This window comes from Bradyrhizobium quebecense (assembly GCF_013373795.3).
Lineage (GTDB): Bacteria > Pseudomonadota > Alphaproteobacteria > Rhizobiales > Xanthobacteraceae > Bradyrhizobium > Bradyrhizobium quebecense.
The window spans coordinates 8,707,407-8,725,803 of sequence record NZ_CP088022.1 but is presented as its reverse complement, the minus strand read 5'-3'; the positions used below and the strand labels follow the sequence as shown (position 1 = coordinate 8,725,803).

Annotated in this window: 12 protein-coding genes and 3 pseudogenes; 8 read left to right on the top strand and 7 right to left on the bottom strand. The window is 59.4% G+C overall.

The genetic code is table 11. The features are described from left to right. The first annotated feature begins 197 nt into the window (after nucleotides 1–197). A pseudogene (locus tag HU230_RS41380) lies at nucleotides 198–1,346 on the top strand (IS3 family transposase). Between the two features lie 207 nt (nucleotides 1,347–1,553). On the opposite strand, the gene HU230_RS41375 reads toward HU230_RS41380, so the two are convergent. Next, complete coding sequence (locus HU230_RS41375) at nucleotides 1,554–1,700, bottom strand: hypothetical protein (protein ID WP_166051656.1); 147 nt, start codon at nucleotides 1,698–1,700, stop codon at nucleotides 1,554–1,556. Nucleotides 1,701–2,532: 832 nt separating this feature from the next. On the opposite strand from HU230_RS41375, the gene HU230_RS41370 reads away from it, so the two are divergent. Continuing rightward, nucleotides 2,533–3,069 carry a GNAT family N-acetyltransferase gene (locus HU230_RS41370; RefSeq protein ID WP_166103967.1) on the top strand — a complete coding sequence of 179 codons (537 nt, stop codon included), beginning with the start codon at nucleotides 2,533–2,535 and terminating at the stop codon, nucleotides 3,067–3,069. A 574-nt stretch (nucleotides 3,070–3,643) separates the two neighbouring features. On the opposite strand, the gene HU230_RS41365 is transcribed toward HU230_RS41370, so the two are convergent. Then, entirely contained in the window at nucleotides 3,644–4,075 is a 432-nt protein-coding gene (locus HU230_RS41365) for a hypothetical protein (RefSeq protein WP_166103970.1), read from the bottom strand. 720 nt (nucleotides 4,076–4,795) lie between these two features. Between HU230_RS41365 and HU230_RS41360 the strand changes: the two genes are divergently transcribed. From HU230_RS41360 to HU230_RS41345, 4 genes and pseudogenes are all read left to right on the top strand, one after another. Next, nucleotides 4,796–5,740 (top strand): hypothetical protein, encoded by a 945-nt coding sequence (locus HU230_RS41360; RefSeq protein WP_176396269.1) that lies wholly within the window; start codon nucleotides 4,796–4,798, stop codon nucleotides 5,738–5,740. A gap of 381 nt (nucleotides 5,741–6,121) precedes the next feature. Beyond that, nucleotides 6,122–6,961, top strand: a pseudogene (locus tag HU230_RS41355) (E3 ubiquitin--protein ligase); the annotation flags it as partial. 457 nt (nucleotides 6,962–7,418) lie between these two features. Next, nucleotides 7,419–8,786 (top strand): HlyD family secretion protein, encoded by a 1,368-nt coding sequence (locus HU230_RS41350; RefSeq protein ID WP_224943757.1) that lies wholly within the window; start codon nucleotides 7,419–7,421, stop codon nucleotides 8,784–8,786. Continuing rightward, nucleotides 8,783–10,729: a glycosyltransferase gene (locus tag HU230_RS41345; RefSeq protein ID WP_176533513.1), complete on the top strand. Its 1,947-nt coding sequence runs from the start codon at nucleotides 8,783–8,785 to the stop codon at nucleotides 10,727–10,729. Before HU230_RS41350 ends, HU230_RS41345 begins: the two co-directional genes overlap by 4 nt. Nucleotides 10,730–10,828: 99 nt before the next feature. Here the strand turns inward: HU230_RS41345 and HU230_RS41340 are convergent. The 5 genes and pseudogenes from HU230_RS41340 to HU230_RS41330 all read right to left on the bottom strand — a co-directional run. After that, nucleotides 10,829–11,076 (bottom strand): annotated as a pseudogene (locus tag HU230_RS41340) (hypothetical protein); the annotation flags it as partial. Between the two features lie 368 nt (nucleotides 11,077–11,444). Continuing rightward, nucleotides 11,445–11,624, bottom strand: coding sequence for a YegP family protein (locus tag HU230_RS44320; RefSeq protein ID WP_173640838.1), 180 nt, complete (start codon nucleotides 11,622–11,624; stop codon nucleotides 11,445–11,447). Nucleotides 11,625–12,317: 693 nt separating this feature from the next. After that, nucleotides 12,318–12,845, bottom strand: a complete 528-nt coding sequence (locus HU230_RS41335) for an ABC transporter substrate-binding protein (protein ID WP_338077338.1) — start codon at nucleotides 12,843–12,845, stop codon at nucleotides 12,318–12,320. Nucleotides 12,846–12,877: 32 nt separating this feature from the next. After that, entirely contained in the window at nucleotides 12,878–13,000 is a 123-nt protein-coding gene (locus HU230_RS43770; RefSeq protein WP_256459524.1) for a hypothetical protein, read from the bottom strand. Between the two features lie 123 nt (nucleotides 13,001–13,123). Next, nucleotides 13,124–13,336: a hypothetical protein gene (locus HU230_RS41330; RefSeq protein WP_166051786.1), complete on the bottom strand. Its 213-nt coding sequence runs from the start codon at nucleotides 13,334–13,336 to the stop codon at nucleotides 13,124–13,126. Nucleotides 13,337–14,117: 781 nt separating this feature from the next. Here HU230_RS41330 and HU230_RS43765 point away from each other — a divergent pair. Continuing rightward, nucleotides 14,118–15,521 (top strand): GGDEF domain-containing protein, encoded by a 1,404-nt coding sequence (locus HU230_RS43765; protein ID WP_173640837.1) that lies wholly within the window; start codon nucleotides 14,118–14,120, stop codon nucleotides 15,519–15,521. A 1,628-nt stretch (nucleotides 15,522–17,149) separates the two neighbouring features. Then, nucleotides 17,150–17,905, top strand: a complete 756-nt coding sequence (locus tag HU230_RS41315) for an HAD family hydrolase (RefSeq protein ID WP_173640836.1) — start codon at nucleotides 17,150–17,152, stop codon at nucleotides 17,903–17,905. Nucleotides 17,906–18,397: the final 492 nt, after the last annotated feature.

The window sequence follows — 18,397 nt, the reverse complement described above, 5'->3', positions numbered from 1 at the left end:
CGACGGCTAAGAGCACCACGGACGTAATCGGGACGTTTCTGGTCTCCTGCCTTAGGCAGGTTGCACTCAAGCGGACAAGTGTGACGTTGCGAGAGCGACACACACGCAGAGAGCTGGCTCCGCAAATTCGGACAGTAGCTTGAGTGGATTTTCTGCCTGAGAGCGGCGCGGCTTCTTGCCGCGAAACAGGAGCGAAGATGACGAAGAGGAGTCGCCGGACGCATTCTCCGGCATTCAAGGCAAAGGTGGCTTTGGCGGCCGTGAAGGGGGAGAAGACATTGGCCGAGCTGGCGCAACTGTTTGATGTCCATCCGAACCAGATCACGACCTGCAAGTCCCAACTCCTGGAAGGCGCCGCCGGAGTGTTTGGGCAGGACAACGGACCGGCCGAGGCGCCGGTCGATTTGAAGCGTTACATGGCAAGATCGGCGAGCTTGCGTTGGAGAACGATTTTTTGTCCGGCGCGCTCACCAAGGCGGCCCTGCTGAGCGCAAAGCGATGATCGACCGCGACCATGATCTGTCTGTCGTGCGCCAGGCGAAGGTCCTGAACCTTGCCCGCAGTACGGTTTACTATGAACCTCGGCCGGTTTCGGCCGAGGACTTGTCTTGATGCGCCGGCTCGATGAGCTGCACCTCGATTATCCCTTCGCAGGGGGGCGCATGCTGCGATCGCTGTTGCAGCGTGAGGGCATGCAGGTTGGCCGCCGCCACGTCGCGACGCTGATGAAGCGCATGGGGATCGAGGCGATCTATCGCCGTCCGAACACGAGCAAGCCCGCACCGGGCCAGAAGATCTACCCGTACCTATTGCGCGGATTGAAGATCGAGCGGCCGAACCAGGTCTGGGCAATGGACATCAGCTACATTCCGATGCGACGTGGATTCGTTTACCTCGCCGCGGTCGTCGATGTGTTCAGCCGAAGGGTATTGGTCCATCGCGTATCGATCACGATGGAGACGATATTCTGCGTCGAAGCGCTCCAGGAGGCGTTGGCGAAGCACGGCAGGCCCGAGATCTTCTTCAACACGGATCAGGGTAGCCAGTTCACCAGCCTCGACTTCACCGGCGTGCTGCTGGACGCGAACATCGCCATCAGCATGGACGGCAAGGGTGCCTGGCGCGACAACGTGTTCGTCGAGCGGCTGTGGCGCACTGTCAAATACGAGGAAGTCTATCTGCGTGCTGAAGTCTATCTGCGTGCTTACGACAGCGTGCTCGAGGCGCGAGCATCGATTTCCAAATATCTGGCGTTCTACAATCGAGGACGTCCTCACTCGAGCCTTGACGAACGCACGCCCGACGAGGCTTACTTCGGCGCGCAAACGATGGTGACGGCCGCATGATCGTCGCCAACGATTTTGCTGCGGCTCTGGTCGGGCTTGCGCCCTCCCGACGCCACAGCAAAATCGTAAAGCCCCGCGTTCAGCATAACCCGGCAGGAATCCACTTAATTTTCGCGGGGCCCTGTCCAAACAACCGAGACCAGCTCTGTGATCAATTTCGCCAAAGGCGTCTCTGGCTAGACAAGGCCCACTCCAAAGAAAGAAGTCTCAGATCATGGTGCCGTACCAAATCACGAGCGCGAAGATCACCAGCAAGACGATGGTGATGATCTGTTCACCGATGGGTATCGGTTGTTTGTCCATGACCCGCGCCGAATCGAAACGGCCTTCAAAGCAAAGCTTGATCGATTGCATCCACGATTACTGAACCAACTCAGCCATCATTTGAATACGGCGACGACATCGATGATGACGAAGAGGCCGCCAACTGAGGCGCCCTTACTAATGGGCGGCTTTTGGTACCGGGCCTTCTTCGTTTGACTTGCTCAATCAGAGGCCGGATTAGATGTTTAAAAGCAAGGCTGAGACATGTGATCAGCACCAAGATCGGCCAGTATGCCAAAATCGCAAGAGCGGCCAACCATGCTGGGCTGCGCTGCTCCCGCCAAAAATACACCGACGCTGCGGTGATGTGGGCCGCGACTATTGCGGCCCAGATGGCTAGCGCGACGTTGGCCGCCTCTCCGAGTGTCACCGCCTCCCACGCGGCTTCAATCGGCCTTGAAGGCGCGCTTTCGCTTGTCATAATTTGCTCGGCCTTCCCATTGCCCGCTGGTAAGCCCCACGGAGTCAGCTCGAAAAGGCTAACGAGGACTGACGGTACTGCATCAGCAGGGGATCGGGACCCTACCCACTCTGGGGGGCCGTACTTTTTGATGGCGACAGAAATCCCTGTATGGCTTAAGCCCGCAAAGCCACCCTTTGATCTCGTCGGATTCCATCGGGTCTTCAAGCGCGCCCACTGAATAATGAGGCAATGCGGCGGCACACCCAAGACTGCCTACCCAAAAGCAGTCTTGAATCTGATTTGCGCCTAAAAGGGAATCCTTAGAGTCCACACCACCTAGAGCGCTGAGTACTGCTTTGGACGACGCAAAGCGAGCGTGTCAGGCGACGCCTGCGCATTGGCAAGAAATATCGACTTTGTCAGCTTTTTGTCAGCTTGTCTACATAACAACTCGTTGCGATGAGAACCAATTACAACAATGCCTACGGGCAAAGTGTGGACCAGCAGCGCGATGCGTTGGCCGGCACTTCTGGCGCAGATATGACTGCTTTTACGGCCGCTTTAGCTGCTGAAGGGCCGACCTCTTTTGCTGTTGAGAAGAGGACAGGTGAGTCAGTCAGGCTACACAGAGCAAGTAGCAATTTCGGCAACGTCCAAAATCTTTCTTTGTTTTCTGATGCCAGTCAACACAATAAGGTGGGGACTATGACCGTGGCGCCGGTGCGCGACAGTTTGCGAATTCTTACCATAGAGAATGTTGGCCGGTCGAGGTACAAGGGGGTCGGGACGGCTATGATCGAAGTCGCCGATCACATTAGGGAGTCCGCGGGACTTTCCACGCTATCCCTTCTCTCTCAAGATGAGGGAGCTTCAGAATTTTTCTACAAGAAGGGATTCCGGTTTACGGACGAGGACAAGAATGCGGAAATGCGGACTCTCATTTCCAATCCACGATACGCATCAGATGAAATCCTTATGGGCGAGATGGAGCGCTAGCATACCTCAGGGGGCAGGGCCGGCCGGGCCCGCTGAGAGAAACCAGTTCATCTATAGTTAAGGCTTGTGCCGGGCGTCATGGATTGGAAGGCCGGCCAAGCGCTGGCGTAGAACAGCCGCAACTAAATCTCTGGTGCAGGTACCGCATTGGGCATCTGAAATGGACCCCGATTTTGGGGCCAGAGGTTAAGTTGGAAAAGGGCCGCTCCGTATGATGACGGTCGCGCTTGGCCTTCTGGCGTACAAGGCTAATCTGTGGTCTGGCTAAGGCCATCGGTGGTGCAGGTCATCGATCAGATAAGCGTGCGCATGTCCGGATGCTTCTCCACGTACATGCGGGTGATCGGACGGCAGTTCGGGATGTTGATGCGGAACAGTGTCCGCGTCGGCGACCAAGCCGCCCGGGGCAGGAAGAGCCCGACGGCGCCTTTGAGAGAGCGAACGCAAAGAAGACCCGGCGCGCACGCGAAAGGGTCGATGGACCGCTGTATCCGATTGTGGCGCGCATCCGTCTCGACCTAGACCAAAGCCGGGCCCTTCAATCCTGCGAAAAACGGTAATTCGAACCATAGACCTAGTGAGGCGGACATGCCGGATAGGCGACAGCCGTTATGGCACGTCCGTTTCGCGGCTTGGGCAAATCGTATTCTTCGCCGTCCAGCAGCGACGTGATTTGCCATTCAAATGCCTTGCGATCGATCGCATACATGCAATCGCGCGCGCCTTCAAAGCCCACAGTCCGGGCAGCCAGCGCTTGACCATGATGATTGAGAAATTCTACGCCGCTCACATCAAGAGTACGCATACGACGAAGACCGCCAGATTGGCACATGCACGTGAGAGCGTCGAGCTCTATGATGGCTTGTTGCGTGAAGGTCAGGCCGCCTGCTGATCGGCGGGTTTGTCGGCTTTGCGCAGGAGCTTCCATTCCCAGGGCAGCATAGTTCGTGAGCAGACGCGATGCGGGAAGATCGGCGATGCGGGGCGAGGACGTCCGCCCATCCAACAGCTTTAGCCGGTGCTTTTTTACCCAATACTTCTGCGGTCAATGCCTTATGACGGGAGACGAGGCAAGGCAATTGAAGCGGGGCGACTATGTTTGAGGGCTAGGGACTGCCGAGGCGGGCCTTGGCGTCGTAAGGAGCGTGGGCCGTTTTGGCGTTGTTATCCAATGGGCAGATGGTCAACAGACCTCCCTCTTCTTTAACGACATGAAATTGATGAGCCGAACCGACATTAACGGCCGCATCACCTGAGTAATGATTCTGGCAGTGAAGTAGCAAGGCCGTCGCGCCCGAGGATTTGCTTCGATCTCGAGCACGTCGAGTTGATCGGCACAACGACCTTCTCAGCTAGACTTCTCGACCGGTATGCGCACGCCAATTCCGATGGGCGCGCGCCCTTGGCGCTTGGACCATGTCGCAATCTACCCTGTCCGATTTAATACCTTGATGGCACAAGTCCAACTTGGCGGAGCACGCGCTTCGGCAGCGTAGAGCTAAGCACATGCTTTCCCTTCTCTTCAAATACAGAATCTCAGTATCCGCAATGGCACACTGCTTGCTGATCAAGCGCAGGGACCCGATTCGTGCGACCATTTCGGCCTCACAATTGCGGGCTGAAGCTCAGATGAGCCAACTCAGAGCCAGGGTGTGAGGACGATCCCTGCTCACATGCTTGATGGCCGGTCTCAGAAACTTAACACATCGGAATTGAGAGGAACGTCATGGCTACGACAATCACAATCAACGTGCAAAACAACAGCCCCTCGCTTCAGAACTTCTTCTTCTTCCAGCAGCCGGCTATCTACACGGGCGGGCCTGAGGTGTATACGAATAGTCTGTATTCTCAAGCGCTCCTACCCTATGCGACATCCGGCGCGATCCTGACCTTTTCACTAATTCTGCAGGATTACGCAGGTGTTCAACAGCAGGTTACCCCCCCAACGGTCGGTAAACCCTCAGGTCAACTTTCGGCCACGCAGGCGATCAACGTAACGCCGGCGGCCGGCGGAACACCAACCAAGAATACGACGACGATGACCGTAACTCCATCGCTCGGGCTCTCGTCGCCGGTTTCCACGTCCGGACCGCAAGCCGGCTCTTTCCGGATTATAACGCCGGTCTACAACCCTACCCTGGAGAACTACAATGCAGGATCGGCCCTGCAGACTCTTACCGGTGGCGTCACATTATCCAATTTCGTGACAGCCCAGCCGAATACCAATCTGGATTGTCAGCCCATTCGCATCTTCTATGTCCAGACCGGCAATTACACCGCTGGTACGGTGATGAACTTCACGGCATCTTCGGCCACTGCCGCCGTTTGCGATGCGACGCCGGGCTATTCAAGCTTCAGCGTCGTATACAACGCTGACGGTACGTGGACAATCAAGCCTTTTGCCGTCGTACGCGCCGCTGATGGACGCGGAAGGCTTGTCGAAGGTACAACCGCGACAAATGCCGAGGTGCTGAACGAAGCTGGGACTGCAACTATCTCCACCGGCTATGTTGCTGACGGCAATTTCAATCCTCCCATCCTGGTGCAGAATCTAAGCCATGCTGCTGCAATCAACGTGCTTGGCGAATATCAGGTTGGTCCAATCGGTGGCCCGAAGATAGGGACAACTTGCATCGATAAGCAGGGAACCTCGGCGACGTTCGCCCCGTAGGGCCAACCAAAGCTCCTGCCGCGCTTATGAGTGCCCCGTCGGGGCACTCACTCGCGGACAGCATCTCCAGCCGCTGCTGGGCGAGTATGGTCGGCAAATCACGACCGCTTCACGGCGGTCGGGAGCCTCCGATGTCTTGAATTCGAAACCGCGTGACGGCTTTTTGCGGCCGACTGGGCTACGTAGATAGCACGCGCGCGACCTCAAAAAAGAGCGCTCCCTCCTCGAAGGTTGAGAGGATTGACCGGTTCAACCTCAAACTGGGCTTACTTCTGTCACCGCTTGGCAACCGAGCGACCCGGGGTTCTGCAGCGACACTCGTCAGCTGATCGACAGGTAGGCCTGCTAAGGGCAGAACGCTGCCACGTTGACGGTCCTCCGGGATATCGGACCCCGGCCTCCGCGCGCGCGCAGATCCTGGACAACTGGGTTGCCGAAGAGGGGCAGGGCGAAGCCGAGAATCGGCGACAGGGGCGCACACGAATTAGGGTTTCGGACAACGCGGGCTCGCACTTGCTGGATTTGTCCTCCCTCTCCCTGACCGCTTTGCCCGCCGCCCTGCCGCCAAGATTGCTTGAACTGCGCGCCAGGCACAACGAGCTAAGCAGCCTGCCCGCTAGCTTCCCACCCGGTCTTCAGCATCTTCTCATTAGCCATAACCGGTTGATCAGTTTGCCGGACGCTCTTCCGGCGACCCTCTCTCGGCTGGAGGTGGCCGATAACAGCTTGACCAGTCTGCCGGCCAACCTTCCGGCTCGGCTCGAGATCCTGAACGCAAGCGACAACCGACTAACTAGCCTGCCGGACGCTCTCCCGAGCAGGCTCACCTCGCTCGCGGTTAGTGGCAATCAGCTGACCGACCTCCCCGACTCCCTCCCATCGGGGCTCATTGAACTCGATGTCAGCAGCAATCAATTGGCCAACCTCCCCGCCCCTCTTCCGAGCACGCTCCAATCGCTCAATCTCAGCGGTAACCGGCTGACCAGCCTACCTGAGGGTCTTTTATCGAGTTTTAGCTATCCGCATTTGGAGAACCTCGAGTTCGGGGATAACCCGCTGCCGGACGACGTCCTCGCTAATCTGGCGGCGGCTGAAGCGCCACCTCAGCTTGCGCAGCAATCTCTGTATGAGGCTGCCGCGCACTGGCTGGGAGACGCCCCCTCGGCACTGGCCGAATGGCAGCACTTTGCGGATGAGCCCGGCGCGCAGGACTACGCACGACCACTGCGCGTCCAGGAACGGCAGGTGCCCATCCAGGGTGCTTTGACGTAATCGAGAACGGCCGCTGCTAGTGGCATCGAGCGCGGCACGCTCACAGGTGTGACTCCGCACGCGCGAAGTCAATCAAGCACTTGGGACGCCGATCGGCGTCCGGATTCCACGCCGATTCACAGGGGCTTCCGTCAGCGTCGAGCCTTGCAACCGCTTTACGAGAGCGCGCGGTTTCGCCGCACCCTAAGTAGAAACTAACTGTTGCAAACGTCTAGGTTGTTTGCAACCCTCGGCTTGGGCCTCAGAAACCTAAGATAGCATCAGTGGCCATCAATGGGCCAGCGTATAACGGCCCCGTTCGGTGGGACGGTGCGCCTATGTCTAAGGGGCACCCCAAAAGCACATTGGCCGTTCAGGATTATGGTTTCTGAACCCCGCGCGCACTGACAGTTCAGGTCCGGTCATCATGAATCAGGCACAGCCGCAGAAGCCGCTTCCCGAAGGCGATATTTCCGTCATCAAGGACGAGGAAGCGGGCGCGCGGGGATTGCAGCGCGACTTGCAGGACCGATTGCAGCCGGCGGACGACGAGCCGGTCAGCGAGCCTGTCAATGATAGCGCCCCCCATCCCGAAGCGCCTGCAGGCTCGGGCCGGTGGGTTCGACGCCTGCTCAAGGTCGGCATTGGCCTCGCCCTCGTCGCGATCTTCGGATGGCTGCCGCTGAAGGCCGTGCTGCAGACCTCGAGCGTCGAGGCTGTGGTCAATGCCAGGATCGTGACCCTGCGCTCGCCGATCGACGGCACCGTGAGTGCGAAGCCGCAGAGCTCCACGCAGCTCAGTGTGGTCCACGAAGGCGATACGATCCTTCATGTCGTCAACGCGCGCGGCGATCGGGTGCGGCTCGACGATCTCCGGCGGCAGATGTCCCGGATGGAGAATGAGCGCCCGAGTCTCGCCGCAAAGCTTGCGGCCGCCGAGACGTCGCAACAGGACCTCGCGCGCCAGGCGGCCCAGTTCCGCGACGGCCGCATCCTCCAGCTCGAGGCGCGCATCGCCGAAATTCAGACCGCGATCGAGGCCGCGGCCGCGCGACGGGAAGAAGCGACGGCGGCGGTTGAACGCGCCTCGTCGCTGATCAAGTCGGGCAGCGTCTCGACGGTCGAAATGGCCCGGCTGACGCGCGAGCAGGCGATCGCCCATCAGACCGAGATAGGCGCGCAGCGCCGGCTCGACGCCGCCAAGGTCGAACTCACCGCGGCAAGGAACGGCACCTATCTTGGCGACAGCTACAATGACCGGCCGAGTTCCGTGCAACGCGAAGAGGAGATGCGCCAGCGCGTCAGCGATCTGCGCGCCGATCTGGTGCATTCCGATGCGGAGATCGACTGGCTCACCCACGAGATTGCCTCGGAGCAATTGCACTACGTTAACCGGGCGGAAGCCGACATCAAGGCGCCGGTCGGCGGACGCATCTGGGAGATGATGACGTCGCCGGGCGAGGACGTCAGGGCCGGGCAGCCCCTGCTCAAGCTGCTTGATTGCAGCGGTGCGGTGGTCACCGCCAATGTCACCGAAGGCGTCTATAACCGCCTCAGGCTTGGTGAGCAGGCGAGCTTTGAGCCGAACGACGGCAGCGCTTCGATCAAGGGTGAGATCGTCAACCTCACCGGTGCATCGGGGGCGCCCGCGAACCTTGCGATCAATCCGGATGCGCTGAACAAGGAACCGTACCGGGTGACGGTCTCGATGCCGGAGCTCGATACCACGGGCAAGGAATGCGCAGTCGGCCGCACCGGGCGGGTGGTGTTCAACACGGACGCGGCAAAGTCATGATGGCGGCATTCGCGCCCGGGCTGGTTGCCTTCGGCGCCTGTCTTGCGATCCTGCCGCTGCTCCGGCACGAGCAGACGCTGGGGCGCGTCATGATGACCGGCATATCGTTCCTGCTGCTGTTGCACTACTTCGTCTGGCGGGTGACCCAGACCTTGCCGCCGTTGGGGCTCACCGCCGACGCGGTGGTCGGCTATCCCTTCGTGGCGGCCGAGGCGGCCTCGATGATCGCGGTGTGCCTGTCGTTGCTGTTCCTCAGCCGCACCATCGACCGTTCGCCCGCGGTCAATGCCATCCTGCGCCGATCCAGGACGTCGACGAATGCGCCGCGCGTCGACGTCTTCATCTGCACCTACAATGAAGAGAAGGCGATCCTCGAGCGCACCATCATCGGCGCCACCGGGCTGAACTATCCCAACTACCGCGTCTGGGTGCTCGACGACGGACGGCGGCTCTGGCTGCGCCGGCTCGCCCAGGAGCTCGGCTGCAACTATCTGACCCGTCCGGACAACCGCCATGCCAAGGCCGGCAACATCAATCATGCGCTCCAGCACGTTTCCGGGCTGCCGGACCGGCCGGAGTTCGTCTCGATCCTCGATGCGGATTTTGTCCCGATGCCGGACTTCCTGACGCGGGCGATGAGCCTGATGCAGGACGGCACCGTCGGCGTCGTGCAGACGCCGCAGCACTTCATCAATCCGGATCCGATCCAGACCAATCTCGCCGCAACCGACGTCTGGCCCGACGAACAGCGTTTCTTCTTCGACATCTTGATGCCGGCCAAGGACGCCTGGGGCACCGCGTTCTGCTGCGGCACCTCATCGCTGATCCGTTACTCCGGACTGATGCAGATCGGCGGCTTTCCGACCGATTCGGTGACGGAGGATTATCTCGTCACGCTGCGCCTGAAGGAAGGGGGATTGCGCACGGTCTATCTCAACGAGCGCCTGACCATCGGCCTCGCGCCGGAGGGATTGAAGGAATACATCACGCAGCGCGGGCGCTGGTGTCTCGGCTTCATGCAGATCTTCAGGGGCCGCAGCGGGCCGTTCTCGCGGCAATCGAAGCTCGCCTTCATGGACCGGCTGTCGCTGGTCGACGCTTTCATGAGCTGGGCGGCGGTCTATGGCACCAAGGTTTTCGGCCTCGTCGTGCCGTGGCTCTATCTGCTGTTCGGCATCAAGGCGGTTCACGCCGATCTGTTCGAGCTTCTGAAGTACTTCATGCCGTTCTATGTCTGGCACGCCTTCACCATGGCCTGGATCTCGCGCGGTCGCTCGCTCGCGATCATGACCGACGTGTCGCAATACATCGCAGCCCCCGCGGTCCTGAAGGCGGTCGTGACCGGCCTCGCCAAGCCGCAAGGCCACAAGTTCAAGGTGACGGCCAAGGGCGGCGACCGCAATCGCCGCTTCATCGAGTGGCCGCTGCTGCGGCTCTATGGCAGCGCCTTGCTCATCACGCTGCTGGCGATCGCCTACGCATTCATCCTGCATCTGCGCGGCGACAGCATCGCCTATGGCGGGCTGGCGCTGGCCTGGAGCCTCTATAATTGCGTCGTGCTCGCGATCGTGTGCTTCATTTGCATCGAGCAGCCGCGGCGTCGCAAGGCCGAGCGCTTCGAACGTGACGAGCCGATCCTGATTCACGAAGGTACGGAGCCGCGGCTGGTCCGGATGGTCGACATTTCGATCTCGGGCGCGCGCTTCATCGATCCCGCCCCTCCCGCAATCGGCGCCTCGATCAAGTGCAATGTCTACGGACAGAACGTGGCCGCGCTCGTGGTCCGCCGCACCCGCGATGGCTTCGGCGTCCGTTTCGAGGACGCGGTTGCGACGCGGATCAATGTCGTGCGCGCATTCTATGCCGGCGAATATGTCCGCGCCTTCCGCAGTGTCCGCGCAGCGCCGGTCGGCAAGGCCCTGCTGATGCGGCTGTTCGGCTAGAGCGGCATGAATGAGGTGGGCCTGCAGCAGTCCCATCCGTCGTCATTCCCCGATGCGCAATTGCGCATCGGGGAATGACGAGTGGAGAGAGGCGACGCGTCAGGCCGCCGGCTTCGCCGCCTGGTCCTCGGTCGACAACAGATGCAGCAGCTCTTGATCGCGGCCTGCCGGGTCGGCGCGGTGATCTGGGCGCCGAGCAGGTCGGTGATATAGAACACGTCGCGGGCGCGCTCGCCGAAGGTCGCGACATGCGCCGAGGCGATGTTGAGGTTGAGCTTCGAGGTCGCGGTGGTCAGCTGGTAGAGCAGGCCGGGGAGGTCGAGGCCGGAGACCTCGATTGTGAATCGACGCTGAACATTGACCCCGCACTTAGTCGATTTCCCACGTGAACCTGATCTGATCGCCGACTTGGATCTGATAGGGGGAGCAGAACCAAGCCAAGGAGAAGATATCCCGCGTGCAGGCGCGGCAACCTCTGATAAACGAAAAATATCCAGGGCTGAGCGGATCGATTCTTGAGCAACAGCGAGTATTGGGTTGCTTGAGCTAGCGCGGCGTTCGCCGGCTGCGACGCGCGCCGTTCGTTGGTTAGCTCTTTCTCAGCGTAGCTAATATGGATCGGCATAGGCGTCTCTCCTGATTTTGATCGGCAGCATTGATGATCGCCGATGAGTTACGGTTACATGTGTCGATTTCCCTATCAACGCTACCGACGCTAGGTAGTGGATATACGGATCGGAGTTTCGTCAGTCGTGGCTTGGACGAGCCTGATGGCGCGAATAGCATCATCCTTTTTGTGGTAGCTTTCGCCGGAGGTGACGATATAGAGACCATTCCGCGCGTGAAGCTTCCAACGCCATTCCTGGTGCTCGTCTCGGTACAATTCGAAATGCATCGTAAGTCTCCGACGATGGTCAATTCGCAGTCTTCAGTCCTTTACCGTTCGTTCGTCCCTTGGACTAGTCCAAGGGCAGGGACAGCATCAGGTCTTGCGATGGTAGCCTTCACCGGAGCTGGCAGTCTTATGGTGATTCCCGCCGTGCAGCGACCAACACCACTCTCGCTTGTCGTCCTGACAGAGGTGGAAATACATCGGTGGTCTCCGGCGATGGTGCGTTCCGCCATACCCATTCGACCACATTCGGTGACCTGCAAAGCCTATGAGAAACGGTAGTTTGCAGCGGATCAGCGGCCGCGCTTACGCCGCTCGCCCGGTTAGCTCGGATAACTGAAATGGACCCTACACTGAGGACCGCTGGGTCCGGTTTCTTAAGTGGAGCCGCTGCCGTTCGTTCTTCTCAATAGCCTTACGCTACTCTTGCTTGCTGCTGTTGTGGCCCTGGGGATGTAGGCAACGCGCAGCGTTGTCCAAGCGTCTCGCTTGCGAGAAGCGTCATATCTACAGCCTCATGGCCATCCGAATAACCCTTGAGATGTCCTCATATTTTAGCGCGCCACAGGCGTTCGATGAACACGTTGTCTATCCAGCGCCCTGTTGTCGGGCAGAACTATTGTTGTTGGCGGATTGACTGTCTGTAGCCCGATCGAGACAGATCGGGCTGGCCCGCCCGTCCGACTTACTGCGTCTTCACGAGATTGCAGGCGCTGTCCGCGGCCGGGCGCCAAGCTCTTCGGCCGGAATGGTCCGCGTGATCTCGTAGTAGTCATCAGGATATTTTGACTCGTTCGACGCCTTTATGCGCGCGGCATAGAGCGGTCGCATCACCTGACCGTCGGCGCGGATCCTGACATTCTTCATCTCGAAATCATTAGCCGGGGTGTTCTTCATCTGTCGCACCACCGCCTCGCCTTCGTCCGTCTGCGCCGCGGCAATCGCCTTGAGATAGTGTATAATTGCACTGTAGGTGCTCGCGTGCGCCTCGTTCGGGATCCGCCCATCGAATGCTGCCTCGTAGCGCTTCGCGAAGGCGCGCGTCTCGTCCGTCCTATCCCGGTAAAACGTGGTGGTCAGACGTACATTCTGCAGCGGCTGCAGGCCGATGCTGTGCGTCTGATTGATCATCAATCCCAGCGGAGCTAGCTGCTGCTTCTGCGTGAGCCCGAACTCCTCAGCCCGCTTCAGGGCATTGGCGAAGTCTGCCCCCGAATCGGGCAAAGCGACGACCTTTGCACCGCTCGATTGGGCCGTCAGGAGAGCAGACGCGAAATCGGAAGAATGGCGGAGCGGCGGCGCAGCTCCCGCTTGCCACTCTCAGGCCTGGAATCGCAGAAGGCCTCGAGGAAGATCCAGATCCATGCATAGACCAGCAAGGAGCCTTCCTCCGAAGTGACTGTCAAAGATTACGCAGCCCCTTGGCGATCGCTTGGCCAACCTCTCGCTTAGCCTGATGACCATGAATTATCAAGAAGAACCAACCAATTGGCATGCCGACCTCACGGTCGATGGGCTTCGACGCGGTCCATCAGGATACGGACCGACGCGTCGCCAGCGATGAGCCTCTCTTCCGGCAAATGCAGCGGGCACGGCACGAAACCGATCTCGAGCGTACCTTTATCGTCATAGTCGTAGATGTTGAACGCCCAGTGCGCGTAGATTCGCTCGGCCGAAGCACTTGCCCGCCCCGCCCAAGCATTCGATAGAGCCAACCGGCGATTATCTTCTCGCGGATATATCCTCGTGCGTGATCCATGACGGATCGAGTAACTCGTCCTTGCCGTAAGCCAATCTCACAGGTTGCGTTAGGGAACCTACAAGGTTTGGCAGGCGGCTAACTCAACCAGCTTAGGTATCCTACGGCCACGGTCGCGCAGTGCGGGGACATCCCAGACGAAGGAGATCGCAGATGGCCTACAAGAAACTCGCCAATCAAAGCGGGCTGACGCTTACGGTTTTGCTCATTACGCGTGTTGACTCGGAGCCGAACCGGTAACGGACCGATTGTGGCGGCGGCACTACCGGGGGGCGGTAGGCAGACCATTGAGTACGGTAATACGCAGACTCCTTTCCAACGGGATCGTGATTTCCTTGTCTTTCGATGGAGGTTTTCGAGCGCCTCGCAGACCGTGACAACTCGCGGGAGGGGCCGGAATAATCTGCTGAACACACGACACGTTGACCCAGCGGAGCGGGCGGCCTGAACGCGGTGGGCTCGAATACATAAACGCAGTCCGCGGCGCTGCTGATCCCGGCGGCGGCGGGAGCTGGCCGCTGCTGGACGACAAGGCCGAGCCTATCCGCGCCGCCGCCTGCTCGATGGGGTGCCGCAGGACGGAAAGGTCAAGCTCATGCCTCCGTCGCAGCGGTGATCGCGGGCTCCGAGTTGTTGAACGGCCTCCGGCCGCGACGCATCCTGGTTCCTTCAACTGGCTAGTACACAAGGACCGAAGGTGCTCCGATCTGACGTCATCATGGGAGACGGTATTGCATATGAGCACCAATCGTGCGGTACCCGAGCCGCCTAATACGCTCCGGCTGATCACACAGGCGTATATGAGCCTTCTCCTCATCGCCTTCGCCTTGATGCCTGCCCAGTTCATTGCCTACCTGTATTTCCAGCAGGATCCCACGCTAAAATTCGAAAATCACCCATTCCATGAATTCGCGATTGCCCTCGCCACCCTCGAAGGGCTGTTCGTCACCTACGTGACGTGTCGCTGCTACCGGTCTTCCGGCGAACCTCTGTTGCGTTGGTTGACGCTGGGTTTTCTCGGCTTCGTATTGATCTATTTACTGCACGGCGCCTTCACCAGGATGGCACACCGCAACATCTGGCTGTTTCTGCTCTATGGACCGGCGTCGCGTCTCGCGATGTCGATTCTTCTCTTCGTTGGGCTGCTCAGCTATAACCAGCCATCAGACGAGGTCGAGAAGCGTTCGGATGCGCGCACATGGCTGATGTGGACCAGCCTGTTCCTGACCGTGGATATAGCTGTCGCATTGATCGCCTACTCCCCCTATGCGGGACACCCGGCGGTACGCTTGTCCATGGAGGGCGGTGCACTGGTGTTCAGCGCGCTGAACGTCGCGGTCATGCTCATGCGAGGGATTCACTCGCCGCTCATGCTTGTTTTCGGCATCTCGGTCGCGTGGTTTGCGTTATCGTCGCTCGCATTCATTTTGGCGGCACCGTGGAATCATATGTGGTGGCTCGCCCACGCGATCTTTGCTGGCGGGTTCTTCCTGCTCAGCTATGGCGTTGTCCAGGCTTTCCGAACGACGCAATCCTTCTCGACCATCTATAGCCAGGAAGAAATGATGGCCCGCCTGGCCGATTCGATGGCCCACACTCAAAGGGCGCTACAGCAAGTGCAGGTGAGCAATCAAAGGTTAGAACGCCTTGCCGCCACCGACCCACTGACCGGTGCCGGAAATCGGCGACACTTCCTCGACCATATCGGCGCCGAGATCGCGCGGGCCAAACGAACCGGTGCTCCATTATCTCTGCTGTCGCTCGATCTCGACCATTTCAAGGATATCAATGACTCACGTGGTCACAGCGTCGGCGATGGGGTGCTCCGCGCATTTGTGCGAAAGTGTCTGGAGGCAATTCGCCCTTATGACTCTGTCGCACGCGTGGGCGGTGAAGAATTCATGGTCTTGCTGCCCGGGGCGACGCTCGACACGGCTTACGCGGTAGCCGAACGCCTTCGATCGACGATTGAAGGCACTGCATTCGACGTCGAAGCTCAGCCGTCGGTCGGCGTCACCATCAGCGTTGGGGTGTCGGAGTTCGGGCGCGATGGAGACACGCTTGACGGATTGCTGAACGTCGCCGATCAGCGGCTCTATCGCGCAAAACATGAAGGTCGCAATCGTGTGATTGCCGCGTAAGCTTCATTTATTCGCGCGCTTAGCCTCAGGCGCTCCGCGCCGTGGCGCTCATTTTCGCTGTCATTCTCCAGGTCAGATCCGAAGCTCCACTTACCAATTTCTCTTCGTCGACCATCGCGAAAGCGAGAAAGTTTTTCGGAATGAGTCCGGAGCAGGGCAATGGCTTCTCGGTCAGAAAGTTCGCGCTGAAGCTGGTCGAGCAGGCGCGCCGCATTCTTCGTTGCTCAAAAAGCTCGGGAAAATCCAGTTGCCGGAATCGCCCATACCGCACTAACCCAGGCAAGCGACTATGCCGGCACCTTCTAGTGGAGCGCGGCTTAACTGGGACGGTTCTCGGGAGTCGCGCAGCCGGTCGAGGAAGAGTCGAAGAAGAATCATGACGTCGGCCGCAATCGCCCATTCATCAATTGCGTGATCCTGCGCCTGGACAGCGCGTTCTATCGATCCTCGGGCAGATGCTGGCGGGCAAGGTGGGTGATCGCGACCGCAGCGGTGTCGACAACCGTCTGTTCGTGAACGGGGTTGTGGGTTCCGCGGTCCGGCGCCTACTGGCAGCACCTGCACCTGCCGGAGCGCTATGGCAAGTGGAACAGCGTGCCTGCGCGGTTTCCCGCTGGCCAAAGCGGCGTGTGGGAGAAAGTGTTTGCCGAACTGATCCGGGATCGCGACAATAAATACCTGATGCTCGACACCACTCTGGTTCGCGTCCACCAGCAGGCCGCGAGCGGAGAAGGGGGCCAAAACTCAAGAACTCGGGCGCTCCGGAGGCTGTTTGACGACCAAGATCCAGATGCTCTGCAACGGCCTCGGTCGTCTCATGGCCGGTCAACGACACGGCAATCTCACTACGAAAGCCCTGCTCGAAGGCTTTGAGGCCGAGGCCGTGCTAGCCGACAGGGCCTATGACTACAACGACATCTGCGCAAAACCATCGCAGACAGGAACTCCCAAGCAGAATTCCTCAGCCGCTCTCGCAAGGTCCCGATCCCCCACGACGAAACGATCTACAAGCTGAGAAACCGCATCGAGCGCTGCTCAACAAGCTCAAAACACTTCCGCCGCTTCGCTACGCGATTCGACCGACGGGCCGAACTTCCTCGCGTTTGTCCATCTCGCCGCAATCTGCTTTTGGCTTCAATGAATGTGGAGTCGTCCTAGCTATACGCCCAACCAACGCGCTCCTGAGGCGGCGCTGTATCATAGCAACCGAATTCGGCATGGCGTTCAGTTCTGAGCGGGACAGCAGCGAGGTCTTTGCACGGAATCGTCCCCTTCGTGCGGCGATGCGTGAATAGCTTACCTCACCGCAGAGGGGGGCTGTGTTTTGCGACGATCCAGCATCTTCGATCCCTCGCGGAACGACCTCGACCAGGATTTCTTGGCAAAGTCCAAGTGGCACTTCTTAGCCTGAACAAGTGGCACTTCTTAGCCTGAAAGTGGATTGTCCTTTTCGCCGTCAGTGACTTCTCCGAAAATCAATAAGAGCGCGAAGGCCCAGCCAGCCCACTTCCATTGGCTTTGCATACGTCCACGCCGTACCGAATGAGGTGGGTATGACAAGTTGGAGATTGTGGTACCTTCTGAAGGTTGATGATCGGAACTGAGCAGCGAACCAAGCACGTCGGCAAATGAACGCGGAGAACAACTTCGCGGCGCGGCTCATTGACGCCGGTCGCCTCGCAGCAATAGCACGTACATGCGGTCTGAAAGCTGACGTCTCATATTACGTCAATGAGGCGCTCAAAGAGCTTTGGCGAAGCAGGTCGCCCGACGAGGCAAAGAGGATCGCTGAGCGTTGGGTCTTGTGGGACGCAGAAGGGAGGCCGTGGCCGCGCCTGCCATCGCTGAAAAACGTGGTTCCGTTCTATCGCGCCGGCGCGGCACAGGTATCGATTGTGAATCGGCCGGTGACGCCACTGCATGCAGTCCGGAACTGGTTCGAAGGCCAGAATGAGGAGGTACGATGCGAGATCGCTGGCATGGCAGCGCTTCTGGTCTTGGAAGGTGGTGGTCTTCTCGAATGCAGCAGCAAAGGGTGGTGTGACCATCTTCGGAGGTGGCTGAGCGAGGCGGGATTGCCAGCCCATACGATCATCGGCCGCGCTTTGAGGTTCCGGACCTGTTTTGAGTATTTCGCGGAGAGCAGGTTCACCGAGTCGGGCTGGAGACGGTCCGAAGCGGCCGCTCTCAAAATTCTCGAAGATGCCAAGCGCGACCCGAACTCGGAAGCTGTGCGGTTTGTACCAATTGCCCGAAAACTGCTTGATACCTTGCCCGCTCGAAAAATCCGTTGGATGGAAGTACGGAAGTCCTGGAGAGAACTGGCGAACGCCAGCCTCACAGCCCGGGCTCTCAGGGTATGGAGCGCCTCACAGATGAGATAGGAGGTAGCACGGACCCTGATTCAGAAGTGCGGCGCCATCCCGAAAGACTTTCGCGATGCGCAAAGGACCGGGTACGTGCTTGCGCTCGAACTCAACCCGGCCGCTGGCCAAGCACCTTGTAAGGTCGCCTTGGGCATCTTCGTACTGACGTATGGTCGACTTCGGCAAAGGCGACAACTGGCACCGTCTCAATTTCCGTCTTGTCCGGTTGCTTTCTGTCTTGTCTGGTTGAAGACGGAGATGGTTGTAAGCCCGACATGACGGCGCTCCTATTCCGTCTTCGAGCAAAGCCCGCAATCAGCTTTTGCGCGCCGCGCAGCCGCTGCTGGTATGGCTTGATCCAATTCGATGATCGCGGCGCCGTTGCTGCTTATGGTCAGGCGCTCGACGGCGACTGCATGTGGCTGTGCACCCCGAAGGGCTTCTGGCGCTTGTTGATTATGATGCAGTCCGGGAGCTGTGCTTCGCGATCATATTGTTTTGCACGGCGCC